The 22550-nt window shown below is 71.1% G+C and carries 25 protein-coding genes; 15 read left to right on the forward strand and 10 right to left on the reverse strand.

All coding sequences use genetic code 11. The features are described from left to right. Window positions 1-15 precede the first annotated feature (15 nt). Window positions 16-471 carry a hypothetical protein gene (locus BM362_RS39210; protein WP_093576579.1) on the forward strand — a complete coding sequence of 152 codons (456 nt, stop codon included), beginning with the start codon at window positions 16-18 and terminating at the stop codon, window positions 469-471. 513 nt (window positions 472-984) lie between these two features. On the opposite strand, the gene BM362_RS39215 is transcribed toward BM362_RS39210, so the two are convergent. The 3 genes from BM362_RS39215 to BM362_RS39225 are packed head-to-tail and all read right to left on the reverse strand — an operon-like array spanning window position 985 to window position 3238. After that, window positions 985-1350, reverse strand: coding sequence for a hypothetical protein (locus tag BM362_RS39215; RefSeq protein ID WP_067587088.1), 366 nt, complete (start codon window positions 1348-1350; stop codon window positions 985-987). 55 nt (window positions 1351-1405) lie between these two features. Beyond that, window positions 1406-2320, reverse strand: a complete 915-nt coding sequence (locus tag BM362_RS39220) for a hypothetical protein (RefSeq protein ID WP_067586956.1) — start codon at window positions 2318-2320, stop codon at window positions 1406-1408. Between the two features lie 51 nt (window positions 2321-2371). Further along, window positions 2372-3238, reverse strand: a complete 867-nt coding sequence (locus BM362_RS39225) for an EamA family transporter (protein WP_167545601.1) — start codon at window positions 3236-3238, stop codon at window positions 2372-2374. 69 nt (window positions 3239-3307) lie between these two features. Here BM362_RS39225 and BM362_RS39230 point away from each other — a divergent pair, with 69 nt between their 5' ends. From BM362_RS39230 to BM362_RS39240, 3 genes are all read left to right on the forward strand, one after another. Further along, window positions 3308-4195: a LysR family transcriptional regulator gene (locus tag BM362_RS39230; RefSeq protein WP_093576582.1), complete on the forward strand. Its 888-nt coding sequence runs from the start codon at window positions 3308-3310 to the stop codon at window positions 4193-4195. A 258-nt stretch (window positions 4196-4453) separates the two neighbouring features. Then, window positions 4454-4921 carry an HNH endonuclease gene (locus tag BM362_RS39235; RefSeq protein ID WP_093576583.1) on the forward strand — a complete coding sequence of 156 codons (468 nt, stop codon included), beginning with the start codon at window positions 4454-4456 and terminating at the stop codon, window positions 4919-4921. Window positions 4922-4943: 22 nt separating this feature from the next. After that, a complete protein-coding gene (locus tag BM362_RS39240) occupies window positions 4944-5423 on the forward strand; it encodes a hypothetical protein (RefSeq protein ID WP_093576584.1) in 480 nt (159 codons plus the stop codon). 445 nt (window positions 5424-5868) lie between these two features. Here BM362_RS39240 and BM362_RS39245 read toward each other — a convergent pair whose 3' ends face one another. The 3 genes from BM362_RS39245 to BM362_RS39255 form a co-directional block, all read right to left on the reverse strand. Further along, window positions 5869-6822 (reverse strand): alpha/beta hydrolase, encoded by a 954-nt coding sequence (locus tag BM362_RS39245; protein ID WP_167545602.1) that lies wholly within the window; start codon window positions 6820-6822, stop codon window positions 5869-5871. Between the two features lie 165 nt (window positions 6823-6987). After that, on the reverse strand, window positions 6988-7131 hold the full coding sequence (locus tag BM362_RS39250) for a hypothetical protein (protein WP_198545460.1): 144 nt from the start codon (window positions 7129-7131) through the stop codon (window positions 6988-6990). Further along, window positions 7128-7406 (reverse strand): hypothetical protein, encoded by a 279-nt coding sequence (locus tag BM362_RS39255; protein WP_167545603.1) that lies wholly within the window; start codon window positions 7404-7406, stop codon window positions 7128-7130. The genes BM362_RS39250 and BM362_RS39255 overlap by 4 nt, the downstream gene beginning before the upstream one ends. Before the next feature lie 67 nt (window positions 7407-7473). On the opposite strand from BM362_RS39255, the gene BM362_RS39260 reads away from it, so the two are divergent. The 4 genes from BM362_RS39260 to BM362_RS39275 all read left to right on the forward strand — a co-directional run bounded on the left by BM362_RS39260 (window position 7474) and on the right by BM362_RS39275 (window position 11849). Next, on the forward strand, window positions 7474-8109 hold the full coding sequence (locus tag BM362_RS39260) for a TetR/AcrR family transcriptional regulator (RefSeq protein WP_093576588.1): 636 nt from the start codon (window positions 7474-7476) through the stop codon (window positions 8107-8109). Window positions 8110-8171: 62 nt separating this feature from the next. Further along, entirely contained in the window at window positions 8172-8612 is a 441-nt protein-coding gene (locus BM362_RS39265) for a Fur family transcriptional regulator (protein WP_067586921.1), read from the forward strand. Beyond that, entirely contained in the window at window positions 8609-10132 is a 1524-nt protein-coding gene (locus BM362_RS39270) for a catalase (RefSeq protein WP_067586918.1), read from the forward strand. Before BM362_RS39265 ends, BM362_RS39270 begins: the two co-directional genes overlap by 4 nt. 97 nt (window positions 10133-10229) lie before the next feature. Then, on the forward strand, window positions 10230-11849 hold the full coding sequence (locus tag BM362_RS39275; RefSeq protein WP_093576589.1) for an ABC-F family ATP-binding cassette domain-containing protein: 1620 nt from the start codon (window positions 10230-10232) through the stop codon (window positions 11847-11849). Here BM362_RS39275 and BM362_RS39280 read toward each other — a convergent pair. Next, complete coding sequence (locus BM362_RS39280) at window positions 11846-12352, reverse strand: putative immunity protein (RefSeq protein WP_093576590.1); 507 nt, start codon at window positions 12350-12352, stop codon at window positions 11846-11848. The genes BM362_RS39275 and BM362_RS39280 overlap by 4 nt on opposite strands. Window positions 12353-12446: 94 nt before the next feature. Between BM362_RS39280 and BM362_RS39285 the strand changes: the two genes are divergently transcribed. Next, on the forward strand, window positions 12447-12719 hold the full coding sequence (locus BM362_RS39285; protein ID WP_067586908.1) for a hypothetical protein: 273 nt from the start codon (window positions 12447-12449) through the stop codon (window positions 12717-12719). 4 nt (window positions 12720-12723) lie between these two features. Here BM362_RS39285 and BM362_RS39290 read toward each other — a convergent pair whose 3' ends face one another. After that, a complete protein-coding gene (locus BM362_RS39290; protein WP_093576591.1) occupies window positions 12724-13776 on the reverse strand; it encodes a YeiH family protein in 1053 nt (350 codons plus the stop codon). 97 nt (window positions 13777-13873) lie between these two features. Here BM362_RS39290 and BM362_RS39295 point away from each other — a divergent pair, with 97 nt between their 5' ends. Then, window positions 13874-14650, forward strand: coding sequence for a GntR family transcriptional regulator (locus BM362_RS39295; RefSeq protein WP_009076626.1), 777 nt, complete (start codon window positions 13874-13876; stop codon window positions 14648-14650). 357 nt (window positions 14651-15007) lie between these two features. Here the strand turns inward: BM362_RS39295 and BM362_RS39300 are convergent, their stop codons facing one another. After that, entirely contained in the window at window positions 15008-15793 is a 786-nt protein-coding gene (locus BM362_RS39300) for a thioesterase family protein (RefSeq protein ID WP_067586905.1), read from the reverse strand. Window positions 15794-16000: 207 nt separating this feature from the next. Here BM362_RS39300 and BM362_RS39305 point away from each other — a divergent pair, with 207 nt between their 5' ends. Genes BM362_RS39305 through BM362_RS39315 form a run of 3 tightly spaced genes read left to right on the forward strand, consistent with a single transcriptional unit; the run spans window position 16001 to window position 18057 of the window. Next, entirely contained in the window at window positions 16001-16399 is a 399-nt protein-coding gene (locus BM362_RS39305) for a YciI family protein (protein WP_093576592.1), read from the forward strand. Further along, entirely contained in the window at window positions 16399-17634 is a 1236-nt protein-coding gene (locus BM362_RS39310; protein ID WP_093576593.1) for an RNA polymerase sigma factor, read from the forward strand. Before BM362_RS39305 ends, BM362_RS39310 begins: the two co-directional genes overlap by 1 nt. A gap of 30 nt (window positions 17635-17664) precedes the next feature. Further along, entirely contained in the window at window positions 17665-18057 is a 393-nt protein-coding gene (locus BM362_RS39315) for an Imm1 family immunity protein (protein ID WP_067586894.1), read from the forward strand. Between the two features lie 18 nt (window positions 18058-18075). Here the strand turns inward: BM362_RS39315 and BM362_RS39320 are convergent, their stop codons facing one another. Continuing rightward, window positions 18076-18912 carry an SDR family oxidoreductase gene (locus tag BM362_RS39320; protein WP_093576594.1) on the reverse strand — a complete coding sequence of 279 codons (837 nt, stop codon included), beginning with the start codon at window positions 18910-18912 and terminating at the stop codon, window positions 18076-18078. A 174-nt stretch (window positions 18913-19086) separates the two neighbouring features. Here BM362_RS39320 and BM362_RS39325 point away from each other — a divergent pair, with 174 nt between their 5' ends. Both BM362_RS39325 and BM362_RS39330 read left to right on the forward strand, forming a co-directional pair. Next, entirely contained in the window at window positions 19087-20298 is a 1212-nt protein-coding gene (locus BM362_RS39325; RefSeq protein ID WP_167545604.1) for a hypothetical protein, read from the forward strand. A 1469-nt stretch (window positions 20299-21767) separates the two neighbouring features. Next, window positions 21768-22526 (forward strand): S1 family peptidase, encoded by a 759-nt coding sequence (locus BM362_RS39330; protein WP_093576595.1) that lies wholly within the window; start codon window positions 21768-21770, stop codon window positions 22524-22526. Window positions 22527-22550 lie beyond the last annotated feature (24 nt).

Consider the following 22550-nt stretch of genomic DNA (forward strand, 5'->3'; position numbering starts at 1 on the left):
CGGAAGGCGTCGACGATGACACTCGACCAGCAACTGCGGCCCGACCACCACACCGGCCCAGACCCAGCAGACGCGTATTACGGCGGGGTGTTCGGCTGGTCCGTCCGACGGCAGGGCGCGCGCCTGTTCCTGGCCTTGGAAAACGGCCTGTGCGCAGTCACCCTGCCGAAACTCACCTCGGGCCCGGTACGCAGTCACCTGTCCGCCCTGGGCTGCGAAGGCCCGTCCCTGATCCTCCCCACCCAACACGGCCCCCGCCTGGCCATCCTCGCCGAAACCGACGGCGAACTGCTCCTGCGAGGCACCCTGCCGGCCGACGTAACCGTCCTGGACAGCGGCGCGCTCCTCCCCCTGCCGACCGGTCAGCAAGCACCCGGCACGGGCCCGGAATGGCTGACCGCGCCGGACCCGAGGCACCGCTGGCTGCCGAGCGTGAGCGCAGTGCTGGCCGGAGTGCGCCAGCGCCCCTGATCCCGCCCGCGTGGATTCTCGGGAGCCGCAGCCCCGGAATCCCCGCCCGTGACGACCTCCGACTCCGCGAGGCACCTCACCCCGGTTGAAGTCCGTGAGGGGAACCGTCACGGAATCTGATTCCCTCCGCCCTCACGACCCACCCGCGCGCCGTGAAGGGCCCCTGCACGGACTCAGATTCCCCTCAAGGAGCCCATAACGCCCCACCTCCGCACGCACCCAACGCGGCGTTCGCACCCACTGCCACAGTGAGCCGCTACACCGCCACCCGCGAACCCCACCGCAACCACCCGCCCCAAGCCGCGCACCGCCCCACCCAACGCACCTGCCCAACCAGGTAGCGACACCCCCACCCCGATACGAAGCCAAAAACACGGCGCGGAGGTGCTTGTCAAGGCATCTTTCCCGCCTTGACAAGCACCTCCGCGCCGTAGTCGCACTCAAGCCGAGAGGTGCCCGCGCAGCCACCCGGGCGCGATGTCGCCGCCAGGCGACGAGCCGACCCCCCGCCCCTCAAACACAAACCCCGCCCAAGACAGCCGAGGCCTCCACGACCATCCCGTCCACCTCGCCCGCCAACCGCTCAATCTCCCCCCACCACCGCAAATCCCGCCCCGAATCCGGAATCAGCGAAGTCCCCACCAGCAACAGCAACGTATCCACCTCGTAAGCCCGGTCCGCCAACCGCAACAACGGCACCGGATCCCCGCCGGCCTCCCCCGCCGCGAACCGGCAAGCCGCGTGCCCCAGCCCCCGGCACACCGTCCGCAGCCGCTCCCGCACCGCGTCCGCCCGGGGGTCCGCCCGTGGACCGCCGGTCCGGATATTCCACGCCACCGAAAGCAGACAGCGCCCGGCATCGTCCATCGCCGTGTTCATCACCGGGCGAGTCTGGAAGCACCCTCCCCGCCGCGGGTGACCCGACACGCACAGCTCACCGCATCGAGTGAAGCAACCGCACAGTCGCGTCAAGCGGCAGCCGATCGTCCGCCGCGCGCGCGAGGAAATCCTTGATCCGCTGCCCGTCCGGCGTCAGCGAATCCACGTCGTTGACCTCAGCACTCGCCGCTTCCAAGGTCCCCAGCCCGGCATTGTGGTGCGCGTCCCGGACCGCGTTCCGCAGGACCGCCAATTCCGCCGCCGACGGCCCCCGCTTCTCCGCCCGCAACCGCTCGACAATCCGAAGCACCTGCGGCGAATGCGCGGCCAACGACTGCCGTCCGGCGAACGACGCGACCATCCGCGGCGTCGCCCGCGTCTCGGCAGGCGGCGGGGGCACCTCGACCGCCTCGCCGACCACGCGCAGGCTCTCCAGCGCCGCCGCACGCCGACGTTCGCTCATCCGCACGCGCGCGAGCGGATCCTTGCGCCGGGACGCCGCGACGGAACGAGCGTCCGCCCGGGCCCGCTCCCCCGTCTCGGTCAGGCGCGAGCGCCGTTGATACGTGCCCTCGTCGGCAGCCTGCTTGCGCCGGTTCGCGAGCCAAGCCTCGAAGGTCTGCCCGCGCCGCGGCGGCTCGCGCACTTCGGTCAGGCCGGCGGCCGGCTCGTCAGCGAACCAGGCCTTCATCCGCGAGCGCAGGAAGTCCCCCGGCTTTTCGCCGGCGCGGCGCGGCCGCTGGCGCGTCCCGTCCGGCAGCGCGCTCATCGCGATCAGCAGCGCGTCCGGGCAGTATCCGTTGGAGTACCAGAACTCCAGCTGCCGCTCGACGTCGTCGCGTTCCTCCCGGGTCAGCCGCTCGGACACCCAGCCCATGCGGCGGACCAGCACGCCCGTCGACTGGGCGCGTTCGCGCGCGTCGGCGGGCACGACCGTCGACGGCCACTCCTGATCCGCGATCCGCACCATGCCACACCTCCCTTGCCTACGGACGCCTACGTTATCCCGCCGCACCGACAATTACGCTGCCCGCCGCAGCACCGCCACCGTGTTCGCCGCCACGATCACCCCGGCCGCCGCCCACGCGACAGCGTCGAGCCGCTGGTCCAGCAGCACCAGCCCGACGAGCGCGGCCATCACCGGGTTGACGCTCATGAACGCCCCGAAGAACTGGGTCGGCACCCGGCGCAACGCCACCAGATCGACGAGAAACGGCAGCGCCGACGACAGCAGCCCGGCGGTGAGCGCCGCCGCGAGCGCCCCGGGCGTCGGCGGGTGGTGCAGCATCGCGAACACCCCGATCGGCACGTACAGCAGACCGGACACCCCGGCCGCGGCAGCCGAACCCGCGGCCCCGGGCAGGCGACGGCCCACGGTCCGGTTCAGCAGGATGTAGCAGGCCCAGCACGACGCGGCGACCAGTGCGAGCCCGATCCCGAGGTAGTCGGTGCTGGGCTGCGGCCGCAGCAGCGCGCCGACCGCGACCGCGGCGGCCACCGCGCACGCCAGGTCCGTGCGGCGCCGGGAGCCGGCCAGCGCGATCGCCAGCGGGCCGAGGAATTCCAGCGTCACGGCCAGTCCGAGGCCGATCCGGTCGACCGCGGTGTAGAGCGACAGGTTCATCGTCGCGAACACAGCGGCCAAAGCGAGCACCGGCCACCACTGCCGCGCGGTGAAGGTCCGCAGCCGCGGCCGTCCGACCGCCAGCAGCACCACCGCCGCCACCCACTGGCGGAGCGCCACCACTCCCGGCGGGCCGAGCACCGGGAACGCGAGCGCCGCGGTCGCCGCGCCGACCTGGTTCGACAGCGCGCTTCCGAGCAGCATCGCCGCACCGGCCGCCCGGGCGTCGCCGCGCGTTCGCGGAGCCAGTTCCGTGGTCGCCATGCGGTCGAGCATGCGACCGGCCAATCCATGCGCAAAATGCATTGACCGCATCAGCGATACGCTGGACGCATGGATCTGGAGCTGCGGCAGCTGCGCTGCCTCGTGACGATCGTGGACGCGGGCACGTTCACCGACGCCGCGCTCGAACTCGGCGTCTCGCAGGCGGCCGTATCCCGGAATCTGGCGTCGCTGGAACGGGTTCTCGGCGTGCAGCTGCTGCATCGCACCAGCCGGAGCCTCGCGCCGACGACCGCGGGCGTCCAGGTGCTCGCCCGCGCCCGGCATCTGCTCGCCGAGGCCGACGATCTGGTCCGCGAAGCGACCACCGGGCACACGCGGCTGCGCATGGGCCACGCGTGGTCGGCGATGGGCAGGCACACCGCGGAGTTCCAGCGTCGCTGGGCCGCCCGGTACCCGGACGTCGAACTGCTGCTCGTGCGCGCCAACACCGCGACCGCCGGGCTGGCGGAAGGGCTCGTCGATCTCGCCGTGGTGCGCCACCAGGTGCAGTCGGCCAAGTACGCGCACGCGACGGTCGGCCGCGAGGACCGCTACTGCGCCATGGCCGTCGACGACCCGCTCGCCGGACGCCGCACCGTCACGCTCGCCGATCTCGCGTCCCGGTTGCTGGTGATCGATCCGCGCACTGGCACCACTTCAGCCGAGTTGTGGCCGCCGGAGGCGCGCCCGCGGATCGAGTACACCCACGACGTCGACGACTGGCTCGCCGCCATCGCCACCGGCCGCTGCGTCGGCGTCACCCCGCATTCCACGGTGACGCAGTATCGCCGCGACGGCATTGTTTACCGCCGGGTCCGCGACGCCCCGCCGGTGCCGGTCCGCCTCGCTTGGCGCGCCCACGATCCACATCCGGCCACGCACGCCGCGGTGGCCTTGCTCGGCGAGCTTTACCGCACGCCGCCGAAACGGGAAACCGCTTCCGCGCGCCCGCGATAGTCCACTGTGGATCTTGAACCCGGGGCGATCATTTCCGTTGACGCGGCGGCGCGGGGCGGCAATGATGAAGTCGTCCAGCCACGAAAGGATCCACGGAATGCCGCGTCGCAACGAACGCATGCACCTGTCGGGCATTCCCGGCTCCGCGCCATGACGTGGCCTGCCACGCCGTGAGCGAGGAGCCGCCCGCCGGAACGCCGGCCGGGCGGCTTTTGCGTTCGCGGCCCGTTCAGCCCCGGAAAGGAGGTGCCCGTCGCCATGGGAGTCCTGGTTCTCAACGCCGGCTACGAGCCCCTGCACACCGTCTCGCTCCCCCATGCCATCCGGATGCTGGTCCGCCAGGTCGCGGTCGTCCACGAAAGCCACGGGCCGGACCTCGGCGTCTTCCCGCGGCCGAAGGTGGTGCGGCTGCTGCGCTACGTCGTGATGAAGTGGCGTTATTCCGGGCCGCCGCGCTGGTCCCGTTCCGGCGTGCTGCGGCGTGACCGGCACACGTGCGCCTATTGCGGGCGCCAGGCCACCACGGTCGACCACATCACGCCGGTCTCGCGCGGCGGCGCGCGCACGAGCTGGCTCAACACCGTCGCGGCCTGCGGCGGGTCGGCGCGCAGCTGCAACGCGCGCAAGGCCGATCGCACGCCCGCGGAAGCCGGGCTGACGCTGCGCTTCCCGCCGCGCGTCCCGCGGTGGGAGGAACTGCATCCGCTGGCCGGACTGTCCACTTGAGACTCGCGGTAGGCAGGAACCGGTGAAGGGCTTGCTGCTGCGGCTGTCCGCGGTCGATTCCGGCGCGGAAACAGCGGTGCGCGTCATCGCGTATTTCGACGAGCTGATCGCCCGCCGGGCGACGCTGCCGGAGTTGCTGCGCGCCACGGCTTTTCTCGCGGAATCCGTCGCCGGGTTCGCTGTACCGACGGCACCCTGCTCCGGTACCGGCCGTCCGGCGAACCCGGTGGCGCCGCCCGGTACCGGGCGGGTCTGGCTGGAACGCGCGGGCGAGCCGGGCCCGCTCGACGACCTGGTGCTCGACCCGGTCGAACCGCCGCCCGCCGCACCGCATCTCGCCGACCCGGCGCTGGTCGAACTGGTGCTGGGCGAGCAGGCCGCGGACCGGGCGCTGACCCTGCTCGGCCTGGACACCGCGCCTCCACTGCGGGTGGTGGCGGTCGCTTCGGGCACCGGTCGCGATGCCTGCGCGGGCGCGGCAAACCGCTCGGCGCGCGGGTGACCGTGGTCGGCGGAGTCGCCGCGACGCTGCTGCAGCCGCGAGAGGGCCCCGATTCGGTTGCCCGACGCTGAATGAGACGTTGGCGTTGCGGGCCAAGGACGGCACGCTTCCGGACTCCGTCCGGGTAGGAGTCGGCGACGCGGTCGACGACCTCGAAGCCCGGCGCTCGTAGCCGCAAGCCCGCCTGGCCCAACGATCCGCGGCGACGGCGCGGCCGTCGATCGTGCACGAGGACCTCGGCGCGGTGACGCTGCTGGCGGAGATCCCGGTCGGGCAGCTGCGCGCGCCGCCGGACGTGCTGGCGTTGAACGCGTTCGCCAAGAGCGGCGACCTGGAAACGCTGGAAGCCTTCAGCCGCACGGGTTCCCTCCGCCAGGCGGCGATCGCGCTGCACCGGCACCTCAGTTCGGTGGCGGCGCGGCTGGGCCTCACGAGCACTCCGGCCTCAGCTGCCCTCGACCCCGAGCACCCTGGCCAGCACCGCCCGTCGCTCCGCGGCTTCCCGGCGGCTCACCGTCGTGTGCTGGAGCACCCCGGAACCGTGGAAAGTGCCGGGGAACAAATGCAGTTCCGTAGGCACCCCCGCCGCCAAAAGGCTTTGCGCGTAAGCGATTCCCTCGTCGCGCAGCGGATCGAATTCCATCACCGACACGTACGCGGGCGGCAATCCCGAAAGATCCGCCGCCCTGGCCGGCGCCGCGTAAACCGGGACGTCCGAACCGCCGCGCTTGCCCGGCCCGCCGAGGTAGTAGTCCCAGCTCGCCTCGGCCGCCCCCCGGTGCCAGATCGGCGTGTCCGCGAACCGGCGCATGCTGCCGGTCTCGAGGCGGTCGTCCAGTTCGGGCACGGCGAGGAACTGGAACGCGATCGCCGGGCCGCCCCGGTCGCGGGCCAGCAGAGCCAGCGCCGCGGCCAGTCCGCCGCCCGCGCTCACGCCGTAGAGCACTGTCTTTTCCGGGTCGATGCCCAATTCGTTCGCGTGCTTGACCGACCATTCGAGCGCCGCGTAGCAGTCCTCCAGCCCGGCCGGGTACGGATTCTCCGGTGCGAGCCGGTACTCGACCGACACGATCACGACGCCGAGATCGCGGGCCAGTCCGACATTGGCCGCGTGGTCGACCTCCAGGTCGCCCAGCGCGAAACCGCCCCCGTGGATGTCGAACACCAAGGCATTCGTCGCGACGCGATCAGGGGTGTAAACGCGAACCGGGACGTCCGGCGCGCCTTCGGGACCGGGCACGGAGTCCTCGCGCGTGCGCACGCCGGTTTCGTCGAACTCGCCTTGCATCGAGGCGATCAGTTCGGCCATGCCTGCCCGCGCGGCCGCGACGTCGGCGAGGTCGACCTCGGGCAGCATCGGGACCGCGGCGGCGATTTCAGGATCGAACGGGTAACTCATCGACGGCCTCCGTGTTCCAGGGGAAGACTCCATCGTGCCGAAATCCCCGCCCCGGCAGGCACCGCCACGCGTCGCGTACCGCGCGCATTCCTCCCGCCGGCTGGCGCGGCACACCCGCACCAGTGCCCGGAAACGCACCCGACACTGCCTCCCGGGCCCCCAGCCTCAGCGGCCCGCTCTCTTCCAGATCACCACGATCCCGACGACCGCCGCCACCACCGCCCCCAGCACGATCAGCCCCTTCACGAACAGATCGTGCGCGAGGTGCCGCAGCATCTCGTCCCCGTCGGCGAGCAGCACCGCGTTCACCGGCCGGGCCTCTTCCGTCCCGGATCCTCGTCCAGCCACCGCGCGGCCTGGCGCACGACCTCGCCGCCGACCCGCCCGCGCACGCCCCGCGCCCCGCGCCGGTCCATCGCCCTCGCCGCGGATTTCGCCAGCACCGCCGCGCCTTCCCGCACGCGCTCCCCCTTGCCGCGCCGCCGCAGCGAAACGATCAGCGCGAACGCGCCCAGCCCGACGACCACGACGATCCCGGCGATGATGCCGAACCGGATCAGCAGGATGTTCAGCACCGTCTCCACAGCGCACCCCTTTCTGTCACACCTGTGATACAAACCGTTTCTATCACGCCTGTGATATAAAAGTCCAGTGCCTAGAGTGGTGGACGGGGAAGAGCGGCGCGCGCACATCGCCGACGCGGTGCTGCGGCTGGCCGCGAAGGGCGGGCTGCACGCGGTCTCGCTGCGCGCGGTGGCCGCGGAATCGGGCCTGAACATCGGCTCGGTGCGGCATTACTTCGACAGCCAGCACGAGCTGATGCGGTTCGCCATGCGCACCACCATCGACCGGACGACCGCGCGGCTCGTCGAACGCCGCGAACAGACGGGTCCGCTGTCGGAACTGCCGCCGGGAGAGGTTGTCGGCCAGCTCACCGATTTCCTGTCGGAGCTGCTGCCGCTGGACGAGCGGCGACGCACGGAGGTGACCGTGCTGGTCGAATTCCTGCTGGCCGCGCGCGCCGATCCGGGCCTGGACGACCTGGCCCGGGAAGCGGTCCAGGGCACCGTGACGCTGGCCCGCCGCATCCTCGACGCCCAGGCCCGCAGCGGCCGGTTCGAGCCGAAGGACCCCGAGGTCGAAGCGCCCCGGCTGGCGGCGCTCCTCGACGGGCTCGCGTTCCGGGCCGTGCTGCAGCCGGAACTCACCTCGCCGGAGGAATGCGTCGCGGTCCTTCGCGCGCATCTCGCCGAGTTCGTCCGGCCAGCGGGTGACACTCAGGTGTGAGCGCGGCGGAGACCGGGTAACCGGCGGAACTGGAGCGGTTCCAGATCCCAGGGAGGACTCCGATGCCGGACTCGGCGGCGACGTTGCGGGCAGCCGGCCTGCGGGTCACCAAGCCGCGGCAAGCCGTGCTCGGCTGGCTCGGCGGGCATCCGCACGCGACGGTCGAGGCGATCGCGGCAGGCGTGCGCGAGAGCCTGGGCGCCGTGTCGATCCAGGCGGTCTACGACGTGCTCGCCGCGTGCGGCGACGCGGGTCTCGTCCGCCGGATCGAGCTGTCCGGGCATCCGGCGCGGTTCGAACGGCGGACCGGCGACAACCACCACCACGTGGTGTGCCGCCGCTGCGGGCGGGCCGAGGACGTCGACTGCGTCCGCGGCGAGGCCCCCTGCCTCACGCCGCACGACCGGCACGGGTACGCCGTCGACGAGGCCGAGATCGTCTTCTGGGGTCTGTGCCCCGGCTGCTCCGGCGTTTCCGACCACCACGAGGAGCTCACGAGATGACCGACGAAAAACCCCCGGCCACCACCACGGACGCCGGGATCCCGGCGGAAAGCGACGAGCATTCGCTCACCGTGGGCCCGGGCGGCCCGATCCTGCTGCAGGACCATTACCTGATCGAGCAGATGGCGCAGTTCAACCGGGAACGGGTGCCGGAGCGCCAGCCGCACGCCAAGGGCAGCGGCGCGTTCGGGCACTTCGAGGTGACGAACGACGTCAGCCGCTTCACCAAGGCGGCGGTGTTCCAGCCGGGCGCGAAAACCGAGATGGCCGCCCGGTTCTCGACGGTGGCAGGCGAACGCGGCAGCCCGGACACCTGGCGCGACCCGCGCGGGTTCGCGCTGAAGTTCTACACGTCCGAGGGGAACTACGACCTCGTCGGCAACAACACCCCGGTGTTCTTCATCAAGGACCCGCTGAAGTTCCAGCACTTCATCCGGTCGCAGAAACGCCGCGCGGACAACAACCTGCGCGACCACGACATGCAGTGGGACTTCTGGACGCTGTCCCCCGAATCGGCGCACCAGGTCACCTGGCTGATGGGCGACCGCGGGATCCCGCGCACGTGGCGGCACATGAACGGCTACAGCTCGCACACCTACCTGTGGGTCAACGCCGCGGGCGAGAAGTTCTGGGTCAAGTACCACTTCAAGACCGACCAGGGCATCGAGTTCTTCACCCAGCACGAGGCCGACCAGATGGCGTCCGCGGACACCGACTACCACACCCGCGACCTGTTCGAGGCCATCGAGCGCGGCGACTACCCGAGCTGGACCCTGCACGTCCAGGTCATGCCGTTCGACGACGCGAAGAACTACCGGTTCAACCCGTTCGACCTGACGAAGGTGTGGCCGCACGGGGACTACCCGCTGATCGAGGTCGGGAAGATGACGCTCGACCGCAACCCGACCGACCACCACACCGAGATCGAGCAGGCCGCGTTCGAACCGAACAACATCGTGCCCGGCATCGGCCCGAGCCCGGACCGGATGCTGCTGGGCAGGCTGTTCGCCTACGCCGACGCACACCGGTACCGGATCGGCGCGAACTACAAGCAGCTGCCGGTGAACGCCCCGGCCTCGCCGGTGCACAGCTACAGCAAGGACGGCGCGATGCGCTACGCCAAGGTCTCCGACCCGGTGTACGCGCCGAACTCCAAGGGCGGCCCGCGCGCGGACACCGAACGCTACGGCACGCCCGCGGGCTGGCACGCCGACGGCGAGATGGTCCGCTCGGCCTACGTCGACCACGCCGAGGACGACGACTGGGGCCAGGCGGGCACCATGGTGCGCGAGGTTCTCGACGACGCCGCGCGCGAACGGCTGGTGGACAACATCGTCGGGCACCTGCTGAACGGGGTGTCCGAACCGGTGCTGAAGCGGGCGTTCGAGTACTGGCACAACGTGGACAAGGACCTCGGCGACCGCGTCGAATCCGGCGTGCGCGCGAAGCAGGACGAGAAGGACCCGAAGGCGGGCGAGCAGGCGAACCCGGCACGGGAGAGCATGCAGCGCAAGGCCTGAGCGCTCGTGAGTGGCAATCCCGGTTCGCACCGGGATTGCCACTCACGAGTACAAAACCATGCGGCTTTTCGCCCCGCCCTCGGTAAAGTGCGCGCCCATGGGGCATGTGGAGGCCGCGCATCTGCGCTACGTACTGCCCGACGGACGTCCGCTGCTCGGCGACGTCTCGTTCCGGGTCGGCGAGGGCGCGGTCGTCGCGCTGGCCGGCCCTAACGGCGCGGGCAAGACCACGCTGCTGCGGATGCTGTCGGGAGAGCTGAAGCCGGACGAGGGCTCGGTCACGGTCTCCGGCGGGCTGGGCGTGATGGCGCAGTTCGTCGGATCGGTGCGCGACGAACGCACGGTACGCGATCTGCTGGTTTCCGTTGCCCCGAAACGGGTTCGCGACGCCGCGCTGGCGGCCGACGCGGCCGGGGAGCGGCTGCTGGAGGTCGACGACGAGGCCGCGCAAATGCAGTATGCGCAGGCGCTGAGCGACTGGGCCGAAGCCCGCGGATACGAGTTCGAGACGACCTGGGACATGTGCACGACGGAGGCGCTCGGCATGCCGTTCGACCGCGCGCGCTGGCGGCTCGTGCGCACGCTCAGCGGCGGCGAGCAGAAACGGCTCGTGCTGGAAGCGTTGCTGCGCGGGCCGGACGAGGTGCTGCTGCTGGACGAGCCGGACAACTACCTCGACGTCCCCGGCAAACGCTGGCTCGAAGCCCGGCTGAAGGAAACCCGCAAAACGGTCCTGTTCGTGTCGCACGACCGCGAACTGCTCGCGCGAGCGGCGGACAAGATCGTGAGCGTCGAGCCGGGCGGCGACGGCGCGGACGCCTGGGTGCACGGCGGCGGGTTCAGCACGTATCACGAGGCGCGCCAGGTTCGGTTCGCCCGCTACGACGAACTGCGCCGCCGCTGGGACGAGAAGCACGCCCAGCTCAAACGGCTGGTCCGGGACATGCAGCAGTACGCGGCGCGCAGCGACGAGATGGCGTCGCGGTACAAGGCGGCGCAGACCCGGCTGCGGAAGTTCGAGGAGGCCGGTCCCCCGCCGGAACCGCCGCGGCCGCAGGACATCAGGATGCGGCTGCGCGGCGGCCGCACCGGCGTGCGCGCGGTGACCTGCGAGAACCTCGAACTCACCGGGCTGATGAAGCCGTTCTCGCTGGAGATCTTCTTCGGCGAGCGCGTCGCGGTGCTCGGTTCGAACGGCTCCGGGAAGTCGCATTTCCTGCGGCTGCTCGCGGGCGGCGACGTCGCGCACACTGGCGAATGGAAGACCGGCGCCCGCGTCGTGCCCGGCCATTTCGCGCAAACCCACGCCCGCCCGGAACTCACCGGCCGCACGCTGGTCGACGTGCTGTGGACCGAACACGCGGCCGACCGCGGGGCGGCGATGGCCGCGCTGCGCCGGTACGAACTGCACCGCCAGGGAGAGCAGGCGTTCGACCGGTTGTCCGGCGGACAGCAGGCACGGTTCCAGATCCTGTTGCTGGAACTGGCCGGAACCACCGCGCTGCTGCTGGACGAGCCGACCGACAACCTCGACCTGGAATCGGCCGAGGCGCTGCAGGACGGACTGGAGTCCTACGAGGGCACGGTGCTCGCGGTCACGCACGACCGCTGGTTCGCGCGCTCCTTCGACCGCTACCTGGTCTTCGGCTCGGACGGCGTGGTCCGCGAAACCCCGGAACCGGTCTGGGACGAGCGGCGGGTGGAACGGGTTCGCTAACCCTTGCGCAGCAACGCATCCAGTTCGCGCACCACCTCCCCCGCCCGGCCCCGGCCGCCCGGAGCCGCCGGATACCGCGACAGCACCTCGACCACCACCGGATCAGCCGCCGGGGCCTGAGCCTTCAGCCCGGCCAGTTCGAACGCGTACGCCGCATGCCCGGCCGGGCCGAGGATGTGCCACACCTGCGTCGCCTTCGCGAGCGGATGCAGGAACGCCGCGCCCGCAGCGGCTACAGCGGCCCGCGCCGCCTCGCTCGCTGCGGCCTGACCGGCGTCACGGGTGTCCTGATACGCCCGCTGCGCCGCCCACGCGCCGTCGCGAATCGCCTTGCCGCGCTTGGCTCCCTGAGCAAACGCCCGCGCCGCCTCGATCGCCTCGTGCGGACGGCGGTCATCCGGACGGGCTTGTTCGAAGATCGGCAGCGCGGGCTCCGCACAAGCCACCGCGTAGGCCGTGACGGCGCGAAGCTCGGCCAGGTCCAGTTCGATCTTCTCGATCATGTGCTTGAACTGTATCGTTGAACCGCCGGTTGGCAGTTCACCGTGACTTCCAGCAGGAACCTCAAGCGAAACCCTCAACCGGGGAAGGACGACGGTGGACGAGCGGACGGAATGGTCCGAGGCCGACAAGGCGGCCTACCGCCGGTTCGTGCGCACCCACCACCCGGACGTCGGCGGCGACCCGGACGAGTTCGCCGCCGGGCTCCGCGAGTTCCGGCCCGGCCCGCACCACGAAATCGCCGAGGGGACCGAACCGGCCCCGCCCGGCGAACCCCTGGTGTTCGTGCGCCGGAGCCGAGGCGTGCCCCGGCTCCTGGCGGCTCTGTCCGAACGCAGGCGGCGGAAGCGGAATCCGCGCGTGCGCTAGCGCGTCACATCCCGCCGGTCAGGGCCTGCAGCCCGAGGCTCGACGCGGCGACCGCGACCCACAGGATGGCCCCCATCAGCAGCGGCTTGTGTCCCGCCTTCCGCAGGTCGGACGGTTTGAGCGCCAGGCCGATCCCGGCGAGCGCCATGGTGATCAGGAAGGTGCCGAGCGTCGACAGCGGCGCGTGCCACGATTCCGGGATCCAGCCCGCGCTTTCCACCGCCGCGGCGGCCAGGAAGCCGATCAGGAACGGCGGAACCAGGCGGTGCCAAGGCATGGCACGCAAGGATACCCGGCCGCCGGACTGCTTGCGCGCGACGAGCACGGCGAGGAACAGCACGATCGGGATCAGCGTGAGCGTCCGGGTGAGCTTCACGACGAGGCCGTACGAGCCGGCGTCGCCGCCATAGGCGTAGGAAGCCGCGACGACGGAAGACGTGTCGTTCACCGCGGTTCCGGCCCACAGGCCGAACGCGTGCGGCGACATCCCGAGCGCGTGCCCGAGCGGCGGGAACAGCAGGACCGCGGCGACGTTGAAGGTGAAGATCGTGCCGAGCGCGTAAGCGATATTGGCTTCCTTCGGCTTCAGCACCGCGCTGGTCGCCGCGATCGCGGACGCACCGCAGATGCCGGTGCCGACGCCGATCAGCGTCTGGGTGTCCCCCCGGACGCCGAGCAGCCTGCCGAGCACCCACGCGCCGCCGAGCGCGATCGCGAGCGTGCCGAGCATCACCGGCAGCGACTGCCCGCCGACGTGCACGACCTGCTGGATCGACAGCCCGGTGCCCAGCACGACGATCGACAGCTGGAGCACCGGCCGCGACGCGATCGCGTAGCCCGGGCTGAACCGCCAGCCGCGCAGCCCCGGCACGACCGCGCCGGCGACCGCGCCGAGCAGGATCGCGAGCACCGGCCCGCCGACCACCGGAACGAGCTTGCCGCCCGCCGTCGCCACCGCCGCGACCAGCAGCGCGACCGCGAGCCCCGGCACCGGGCGGGCGAGCTTGGCCCGCCACTGCACCGTCGCGCGCGTCGCTCCCAGCGCCGCGCCGGTCACCGGTTCACTCCTGTGCGCACTTCAGGCCTCCTCGATAATGTACGTACATTTAATCTAAGAGCTGTCCGTACATTTGGCAAGCGGTACTGTTCCCGGCATGGGCGAGGCAGAGCTGGTCCGCACCGGCGGACAGCCCCTGTGGCGGCAGTTGCAGCAGCGGCTGCTGGTGCGCATCCGCGCCGGGGAATTCGACAGCGCGTTCCCCGGGGAGCTCGCGCTCGCCGACGAATACAGCGTCAGCAGGCAGACCGTCCGGCAGGCGCTGCGGGAACTGCGCGCGGACGGCACGCTCATCGCCGAACGCGGACGCCAGCCCCGCGTCGCCGCGGCCGCGGAGATCCAGCAGCCGCTCGGCGCGCTCTACAGCCTCTTCGCCGCGGTCGAGGAGGCCGGGCTCGACCAGCACAGCGTCGTGCGCCGGCTCGACATCCGCGCGGACGCGGTGGTCGCCGAACGCCTGTCGCTGGAGGGCTCGACCCCCCTGCTGTACCTGGAACGCGTGCGGCTGGCCGGAAACGACCCGCTGGCCGTCGACCGGGTGTGGCTGCCCGCCGACCTGGCCCGGCCGCTGCTGGACGCGGATTTCCAGCACACCAGCCTGTACGGCGAGCTCCACCGCCGCACCGGGGTCCGGCTCGACCACGGCGAGGAGCAGATCCGCGCCGTCGTGCCGACCCGGGCCGAACGCACCCTGCTGGGCTGCGGCGAAACGGTCGGCGCGTTCTCCATCGGCCGCCTCGGCACCAGCGCGGGCAAACGGATCGAATGGCGGCACACGCTGGTGCGCGGCGACCGGTTCGCGCTGACCGCGGAGTTCTCCGGGCGCACCGGATACCGGCTGGTCACGACGGGGGCACTGGCCGGAACCCGCTGACCCGGCGGGCACCGGGCCGCCACGCTCCGCGCAGGTCGATCTTCGCGCGGATTCCGCGGGTCTTCTTCATGATCGCCGGGCCAGCATCGGCGCCGGGCTGATCACGGTGCTGATCGCCAGGCCGTATTGGACGTGCGAGGTGTCACGCAACGAACTACACGTCGTGCCGCTCGACCGGCCTAGAGTCCTTCACGAGCTACCACCGGTTCGCGGTGATCGCCGGCGCGCGCCGCAGGACCGTCGAAAACCTGCTGATGCCGATGAACTCGCCCGCGCCGGCGTTCCCGAGTTCGCTGCCGTCCGCGCCCGGTCCGTACCCCGGCTACCCGCAGCAGCAGCCGTCCCCGGGGCAGCAAGTCAGCCGATCCGGATCCCGGCCAGCTGAGTGCCTTGCGCGACCAGGGTCCCGGCGCTGTCCCACACGTGGCAGGACTCGTCGACCCGCCCGTCGCCGATCAGGTGGGCGCGGTGCAGCACACGCACCGGACCGGGAGCCGGACGCGCCCGCACGTAGGCGGTCAGTTCCAGCGTCGGCACCCAGCCCGACGGCGCGATGTCGAAGGTCGCCGGCGGCAGGGCATCGACCGCGAACAGCAGGCTGACCGGGTCGAACGGCTCGTCGCCGGGCAGCGCCAGCAGAGCGCGCAGTTCGCCGCGGCCGCTGGGCCCGTCGGCGATCGGGCGGTCGAAGCGCACGTCGATCTCGTCGCGGATCGCGATGCCGGGCGTCAGCTCGGCATCGCCCCACGGCTCGTCCGCAAAGGCGCCGAACTCCGGCCGCGGCACGCCGTCCTGCCAGAACGGTTCGGCCGCGCCGAGGACGCCCAGCGTCAGCAGAGCCTCGACCTGCGGCACGCCGTCCTTGAGCAGCCGTCCGCGCAGCTGGGTCGCGGTCCGGCCGGTGCGCAGCACCTCGACCTCGATCTCCGCCGGTCCGGGTTCGGGCGAGCGCAGGTAGTGCGCGCTGGCGGCCAGCACGTCCGGATGCCCGGAAACGACGGTCGCCGCGCGGGCGACGGCGGCCAGCAGGTATCCGCCGTTCGGGCGGCCGCCGATGGTCCACGCCGGGCTGAGGTCGACGCTGAACTCGGTGTCCGAACGCTGCTTGACCGCCGACACCGCGGCGAAGGTCGTCGTGCTCACGGATCCCTCCAGGTGAGTTGCTTCCCGCAACCTACCTGCTAGGCCGTTCGGCCGTCCCGGGCACTGAGACCCACGCCACCCGTTCCGCCCGCGCTCGGCGGATTTCCCCGGCACGATGTCCGCGACGCGTGTCGAGGACGGCGCGCGGGTTCCGTTCCCTTGGTGAGCCCGCCCGGAAGCGGCGAGCCGGACACTGGAGGAAACGCCATGCCGAAGTACATGCTGCTGCAGACCTACGCCCAGGGCGAGGACTGCGACGTGCCGTTGCCCGAGTGGGCTCCGGAGGACATTCGCGCGCACATCCAGTTCCAGCACGTGCTCAACGCCGAACTGACCGAAGCCGGGGAACTCGTCGAGGCGGAGGGGCTGGCCGGGCCGGAGGCGGCGAAGACGGTGGTCGCGGACGGCAAGGGCGGCGCGGTCGTCACCGACGGGCCGTTTCCGGAGGGCAAGGAACTGCTCGCCGGATACCGGGTGGTGGACGTCGAATCGGAGGCGCGGGCGCTGGAGATCGCGACCCGGGTCTCGGCCGCACCGGGTCCCCAGGGCGCGCCCCTGCGGGTGCCGATCGAGGTGCGCCAGGTGATGAGCGCGCCGGAGGTGTGATGGCCGAGGTCGAGGACCTGGTGCGCACGCTCGCGCCCCAGGTCCTCGCCGTCCTCGTGCGCCGGTCGGGCGATTTCGGCGCGGCCGAGGACGCGACGCAGGAAGCCCTCCTCGCCGCGGTGCAGCACTGGCCTGCCGAAGGCATCCCGGAGAATCCGCGCGGCTGGCTGTTGCAGACTGCCGGCCGCCGGATGATCGACAGCTTCCGCAGCGACCAGGCCCGGCGGCGGCGCGAGGACACCGTCGCCGCCGAGCCGCCGGGCGCCGAGGTGCCGGATCGGGACGACACGCTGACGCTGTTGTTCCTGTGCGCGCACCCGTCGCTGACGCCGGCGTCGGCGATCGCGCTGACGTTGCGAGCGGTCGGCGGCCTGACCACCGCGGAGATCGCCAGCGCGTTCCTCGTGCCGGAAACCACGATGGCGCAACGGATCAGCCGGGCGAAAGCGAAAATCACGAAGTCCGGCCTGCCGTTCCGGATGCCCGCCGCGCACGAGCGGCAGGCGCGACTGCGGTCCGTGCTGCACGTGCTGTACCTCGTGTTCAACGAGGGCTACACCAGCAGCGGCGGCCGCCGCCTGCACCGGACCGAACTGTCCGCGGAGGCGATCCGGCTGGCACGGCTGGTGCACGCCGCGCTCCCGGACGACGGCGAAGCGGCCGGATTGCTCGCGCTGATGCTGCTCACCGACGCCCGCCGTCCGGCCCGCACCGGACCGGACGGCGACCTCGTCCCGCTCGCCGATCAGGACCGGGCGCGATGGGACCGTTCGCTGATCCGGGAAGGCGTCGCGCTGATCACCGCCGCCCTGGCCCGCGAAGGCGTCGGCGAGTACCGCTTGCAGGCCGCGATCGCGGCGACGCACGACATCGCCTTGCGGGCGGAAGACACCGATTGGCCGCGCGTGCTCACGTTGTACACGCGGCTAGACGCCCTGACCGGTAACCCGGTCGTCACGCTCAACCGCGCGATCGCGACTGCGATGGTGCACGGGCCGGACGCCGGGCTGACGATGCTCGCCGGGCTCGACGACCGGCTCCCCGGCCACCACCGTCTCGCCGCCGCCCGCGCGCACCTGCTGGAGCTGGCCGGCGATCGCGCGGAAGCCATCCGCCACTACACCGCAGCCGCCGCCCGCACCGGAAACACCGCCGAGCAGCGCTATCTGACGCTGCGCGCGGCCCGGCTGCGCGCCAGCCATTCCACAAGTCGCTCGCCGATCGGCACCGAGTAACATCAGGACACTTCACGAGCGGAGCGCACCATGGCGAGCATCGAAGACGCCCGTCGCCGGACCGGGTACGACGTCACCGAGGCGACTGTCGACGACGTGCTCTCCGCCCTGCGCTCCGCCGAACCGCCCGCTCCGGGCGCCGGAGTCGTCTGGTGGCTGTACGCGGGCCGGAAGCCGCGGACACCGTACCTGGTCGCCGGTTTGCGCGGTGCGCGAGGAAGCCTGGCGTGGCACGAAAACGGCGAGATTTTCCTGCCCGCGAACGACACGGGCGACGAGACGGTCGACTACTTCAGCCTCCAGGGCGCGCACTTCCCGCAGCCCTCCGGGAGCGAGGTTTCCGCCGAGGAAGTGCTGCTCGCGGTGCGGGAACTGTGCGAAACCCAGACGCGACCCGCCTGCGTTTCCTGGCAGCCCGCGTAGCCTCTGTCCACATTGGACTTACCGGCGCGGGGCGAAGTCGTCCTTGTGCGCCCGCGCCCACTCGCGGAACGACGTCGCGCGTCCCGCGAACCGTTCCACCGTGTTGTTCACCGGCGCGAGGCGGCCCACCGCTGCCTCCTCCACGTCCATCAGGTGCTCCAGGACCGCCGCGGGCATCCACTCCGGACGCCGCGCCAGCACCTCACTCCGCGTTTCGGTGACCACTTCGATCGAGCGGCCCAATTCCTCCGCCAGGGTCTCCACTATCGCACGCTGCGTCATCGACTCCGGCCCAGTCACCGCGAGCATCCTCCCCGGATAGCTACGCTCCGTGAGCAGTTTCGCGGCCACTGCGGCCACATCCGCCTCGGCCGTCGGCGTGAACTGCGACTCCGGGGAGAGGAGCCGCACCGGTCCCCCGGCCCGGATCGCCGCACCCCAGTCGCGCCGGGTGTTGCCCATCAGCCAGCCCGGATACAGCACTGTGAACGGCAATCCGGACTCCGCCACCGCCGCCTCCGCGGGCAGATGCCCTCGCCGGATCGGGTTGTCCGCCGCCCCCTCCCAGACATCCGGTGACGACAGCAGCACAACGTAGGACACTCCGGCTTTTCGCGCCGCCGCAAGGAAATCCGCCGCACCGTTCGGCCGCGTCGGATACTGGAAGATCGCGTCCACGCCGCGCAGCGCGTCCTCGGACCCGCCCTCCGCGGTGAGATCCAACGACACCGCGTCCGGCAGATCCAGCGCGGCCGCGTCCCGCGCCGACCCGCGCACCTCGTGCCCGCCCTCGCGGAGCACCCGGACGACCTCGCTCCCGACATTCCCGCGCGCCCCCGTCACCAGGATGGTCATCCCCGCACTTCCTTTTCTTTCAAATTAACTTTGTTAGCAAAGCTATATCTGCGACTCACCGCTGTCAATCTCCCGCCTCCAGTACACGGCCGGGCGAGATCGTTGTATGGATCGTGTACGGATCCCTCCCACACTCCCGGCAGTTCGATTCGGACGAGTGAAGGGAGATCCGTCGTGGTCGGGAATGTGACGGTCCGGCGCACAGTCGCCGCACTGCTCGCCGCGGGGGCGGTCACCGCAGTCGCGACGCCCGTGAGCGCCGCCGAGACCGCGGGCGCCTGGCGAGCCGATCTGTCCTCCGTGGACAGCGACGACGTCAATGTCGCCGCGACCAGCGGCACGCTCACGCTGCGGGACGCCGCGTGGAGACCCGCCGACCGGGCCGCCGGCAGCGAGGGCTACCTGCTCTCCGCCGAACGGCGCCTGCCCGCGCCGGTGAACCGGGTAGCCGCCGAGATCTCCGCCGACGCCCCGCAAGGCACCTCGGTCGACGTCGACGTCCGCGGCCGCTCCGGCGCCGGCGACTGGACCGAATGGACCCCTGCCGGCACCGCGCTCCCGCGTGCGGTGAGCGTCGTGCAGACCAGGATCACGCTGTCCAGCACCACCGCCGCCCGCCCCACCGTGCGCGACGTCGAACTGACCGGCTCGCTGTCCCCGCAGGCGAACGCCATCGCCGCGGCCACCCCGCTGACCTACACCATCTACGCCACCCGCGAAGGCCTCACCGGCCACACCACCGCGAACGGCCACGTCATCGCGAGCAACGACCACTTCGTCGCGCTGCCGTCCGGGAAAGCCCTGTCACCGAAGGGAACCGGCAACTACACCGTGCGCGTCTGCAAGACGGACAACAGCCGCTGCGAATACGCGCCGGTCTGGGACGTCGGCCCGTGGAACACCAAGGACGACTACTGGAACCCGTCCTCGGTGCGCGCGGAATACAAAGACCTGCCGCAGGGCCAGCCCGAGGCCTACGCCGCCTACCACAACGGCTACAACGGCGGCCGCGACGACCTCGGGTACAAGGTGGGCAACCCCGCGGGCATCGACCTGGCCGACGGCACCTTCAGCTCAGGCGTCGGCCTCGGCGACAACGGAAACGTGAAGGTCACCTACCTGTGGACAGGCTCCGCCGCAGCGACCGGCCTGGTGCAAACGGCAGGCGACCCGGTGAACGTCCGGTCGGGCGCGCACACGTCCTCGCCGGTGAAGGGCCTGGCGGCGAACTACGCCAAGGTGAACATCGAATGCTACGTCAACGGGGACTCGGTGACCGGGAAGTTCGGGACGAGCAAGATCTGGGACCGCATCGGATCCGGCCACTACATCTCGGACACGTACGTGAAGACCGGCTCGAACGGGCCGGTGGCACCGCTCTGCTGAGTTCTTGGGGGTGCCGGTGCGGAGTCTGGGGCTGACTCCGCACCGGTGGCTCCCGTTCGTGCGTCCGTTGTGCCGAGTTGATCGCGGGTTGCCGGGGCCGTGGACTGGCTCGGCACCGATGGGGCCCATTCGCGCATCCGGTGTGCCAACCTGATCGCGGGTTGCCAGAACCGTGAACTGGCTCCGCACCGATCGGGCCTATTCGCGCATCCGGTGTGCCAACCTGATCGCGGGTTGCCGGGACCGTGAACTGGCTCCGCACCGATGGGGCCCATTCGCGCATCCGGTGTGCCAACCTGATCGCGGGTTGCCAGAACCGTGAACTGGCTCCGCACCGATCGGGCCTATTCGCGCATCCGGTGTGCCAACCTGATCGCGGGTTGCCGGGACCGTGAACTGGCTCCGCACCGATCGGGCCCATTCGCGCATCCGGTGTGCCAACCTGATCGCGGGTTGCCAGAACCGTGAACTGGCTCCGCACCGATCGGGCCTATTCGCGCATCCGGTGTGCCAACCTGATCGCGGGTTGCCAGAACCCTGGACTGCCTCCACACCGATCGGGCCTATTCGCGCATCCGGTGTGCCAACCTGATCGCGGGTTGCCAGAACCCTGGACTGCCTCCACACCGATCGGACCCATTCGCGCATCCGGTGTGCCAACCTGATCGCGGGTTGCCAGAACCCTGGACTGCCTCCACACCGATCGGACCCATTCGCGCATCCGGTGTGCCAACCTGATCGCGGGTTGCCAGAACCCTGGACTGCCTCCACACCGATCGGACCCATTCGCGCATCCGGTGTGCCAACCTGATCGCGGGTTGCCAGAACCCTGGACTGCCTCCACACTGATCGGACCCATTCGCGCATCCGGTGTGCCAACCTGATCGCGGGTTGCCAGAACCCTGGACTGCCTCCACACTGATCGGACCCATTCGCGCATCCGGTCCGCTGAAGCGCGTCCCTGTGCAGGTTCAGGCTGACTCCGCATCGGCGGCCTGCTGCGCCCGCCCGCTCCCGCTGAACCTGGCCGGGTCCCCGGCGCAGCGCATGCGGCCAGCTCCGCACCGGTGGCTCCGGCCAGGACTTCCCTCAGGCCGCCGTTCGAGCACTCCGCTCCTGGGCTGTTCCTCGCCGACGCCAGGTTTCACTCCGAGAATCCCTCTCTCCCTGCCTGCTTCCTCACCACTGCTTCCCGCGAGCCGCGTCTCCGAGTTCCGCTTCCTGAGCCGTTCTTCGCTCCGGCCCCGTCATTCGGCCTCCCCTTCAGCTCTTCTTCACCGCAAGCCTTCTTCCAGCACTCTGCCCGCGATCCCTTTGCCCAAGCCGTGTTTCAGCAGTCGTCCCTAGGTCGCCGGGGGGGGGAGTCCGGACCCGGGCTCCCCCGGTTTCCACCCGGTTCAGCGACGGATTTCCCCCCAACCGCCGGTTAAAGTGGTCTTCGTGCGCTGCCGCAGCCGAGGGGGTCCGCCATGCCACGCCGATTCGCATTCATCGTCGCCGTCGTCCTGTCCGTCATCAGCCTGAGCACCTCCGCCGCCGGGGCCGCTCCGGCCGTCATCGGCGGAGAAAAAGCTTCCCTGGCGCAACATCCGTACGCTGTGTACTTAGTGGACAGTCACGGAACCCAGTTCTGCGGCGGCGTCATCGTCAGCCGCACCGCGGTCGCGACCGCCGCGCACTGCGCCGCCACCGTCCCGGTCGGCGAACTCAGCGTCGTGGCCGGACGGGAAGACAAACGCAGCCAGGACGGCGTCGTCCGCGCCGTGTCCGCCGCCTGGCAACACCCGGATTTCCGCACGCCGCAACAAGGTTCGGACGTCGCCGTCCTGACCGTTCGCGGCTCGCTCCCCTACCGTCCCGCCGGCCTGGCCCGCGATCCGAACCGCTACCCCGCCGGAACCACCGCCACCGTCCTGGGCTGGGGCCGGCTCGCCAACGGCGGCGACCGGTCGGACTACCTGCGCCAAGCCATCGTCCCGTTAGCCGACGACTCCACCTGCCACACCGCATACCCGGAGTACTCCGCGACAAGCATGCTGTGCGCCGGTTACCCGAACGGCGGTATCGACGCCTGCAAAGGAGATTCGGGAGGCCCGCTGGTAGTCGGCGACACGGTGGTCGGCATCGTCTCCTACGGCGACGGATGCGGGAAGCCCGGCAAACCCGGGATGTACACCAGGGTCACGTCCTTCGCCGACGACATCGCCGCCCACGCCGGACTCAGCTGAACCAACCGGCTCCGCACCGCCCGG

This window comes from Amycolatopsis rubida (assembly GCF_900115345.1).
Classification (GTDB): Bacteria; Actinomycetota; Actinomycetes; order Mycobacteriales; family Pseudonocardiaceae; genus Amycolatopsis; species Amycolatopsis rubida.

Coding starts and splice junctions, on each gene's coding strand:
- BM362_RS39230 (WP_093576582.1), top strand. CDS start 3,308: ATGGATCTGGAGCTGCGGCAGCTGCGCTGCCTCGTGACGATCGTGGAC.
- BM362_RS39330 (WP_093576595.1), top strand. CDS start 21,768: ATGCCACGCCGATTCGCATTCATCGTCGCCGTCGTCCTGTCCGTCATC.
- BM362_RS39220 (WP_067586956.1), bottom strand. CDS start 2,320: ATGGTGCGGATCGCGGATCAGGAGTGGCCGTCGACGGTCGTGCCCGCC.
- BM362_RS39320 (WP_093576594.1), bottom strand. CDS start 18,912: ATGACCATCCTGGTGACGGGGGCGCGCGGGAATGTCGGGAGCGAGGTC.
- BM362_RS39315 (WP_067586894.1), top strand. CDS start 17,665: ATGGCGAGCATCGAAGACGCCCGTCGCCGGACCGGGTACGACGTCACC.
- BM362_RS39310 (WP_093576593.1), top strand. CDS start 16,399: ATGGCCGAGGTCGAGGACCTGGTGCGCACGCTCGCGCCCCAGGTCCTC.
- BM362_RS39265 (WP_067586921.1), top strand. CDS start 8,172: ATGCCGGACTCGGCGGCGACGTTGCGGGCAGCCGGCCTGCGGGTCACC.
- BM362_RS39275 (WP_093576589.1), top strand. CDS start 10,230: ATGGGGCATGTGGAGGCCGCGCATCTGCGCTACGTACTGCCCGACGGA.
- BM362_RS39245 (WP_167545602.1), bottom strand. CDS start 6,822: ATGAGTTACCCGTTCGATCCTGAAATCGCCGCCGCGGTCCCGATGCTG.
- BM362_RS39270 (WP_067586918.1), top strand. CDS start 8,609: ATGACCGACGAAAAACCCCCGGCCACCACCACGGACGCCGGGATCCCG.
- BM362_RS39215 (WP_067587088.1), bottom strand. CDS start 1,350: ATGAACACGGCGATGGACGATGCCGGGCGCTGTCTGCTTTCGGTGGCG.
- BM362_RS39305 (WP_093576592.1), top strand. CDS start 16,001: ATGCCGAAGTACATGCTGCTGCAGACCTACGCCCAGGGCGAGGACTGC.
- BM362_RS39280 (WP_093576590.1), bottom strand. CDS start 12,352: ATGATCGAGAAGATCGAACTGGACCTGGCCGAGCTTCGCGCCGTCACG.
- BM362_RS39210 (WP_093576579.1), top strand. CDS start 16: ATGACACTCGACCAGCAACTGCGGCCCGACCACCACACCGGCCCAGAC.
- BM362_RS39225 (WP_167545601.1), bottom strand. CDS start 3,238: ATGGCGACCACGGAACTGGCTCCGCGAACGCGCGGCGACGCCCGGGCG.
- BM362_RS39235 (WP_093576583.1), top strand. CDS start 4,454: ATGGGAGTCCTGGTTCTCAACGCCGGCTACGAGCCCCTGCACACCGTC.
- BM362_RS39295 (WP_009076626.1), top strand. CDS start 13,874: ATGGGCGAGGCAGAGCTGGTCCGCACCGGCGGACAGCCCCTGTGGCGG.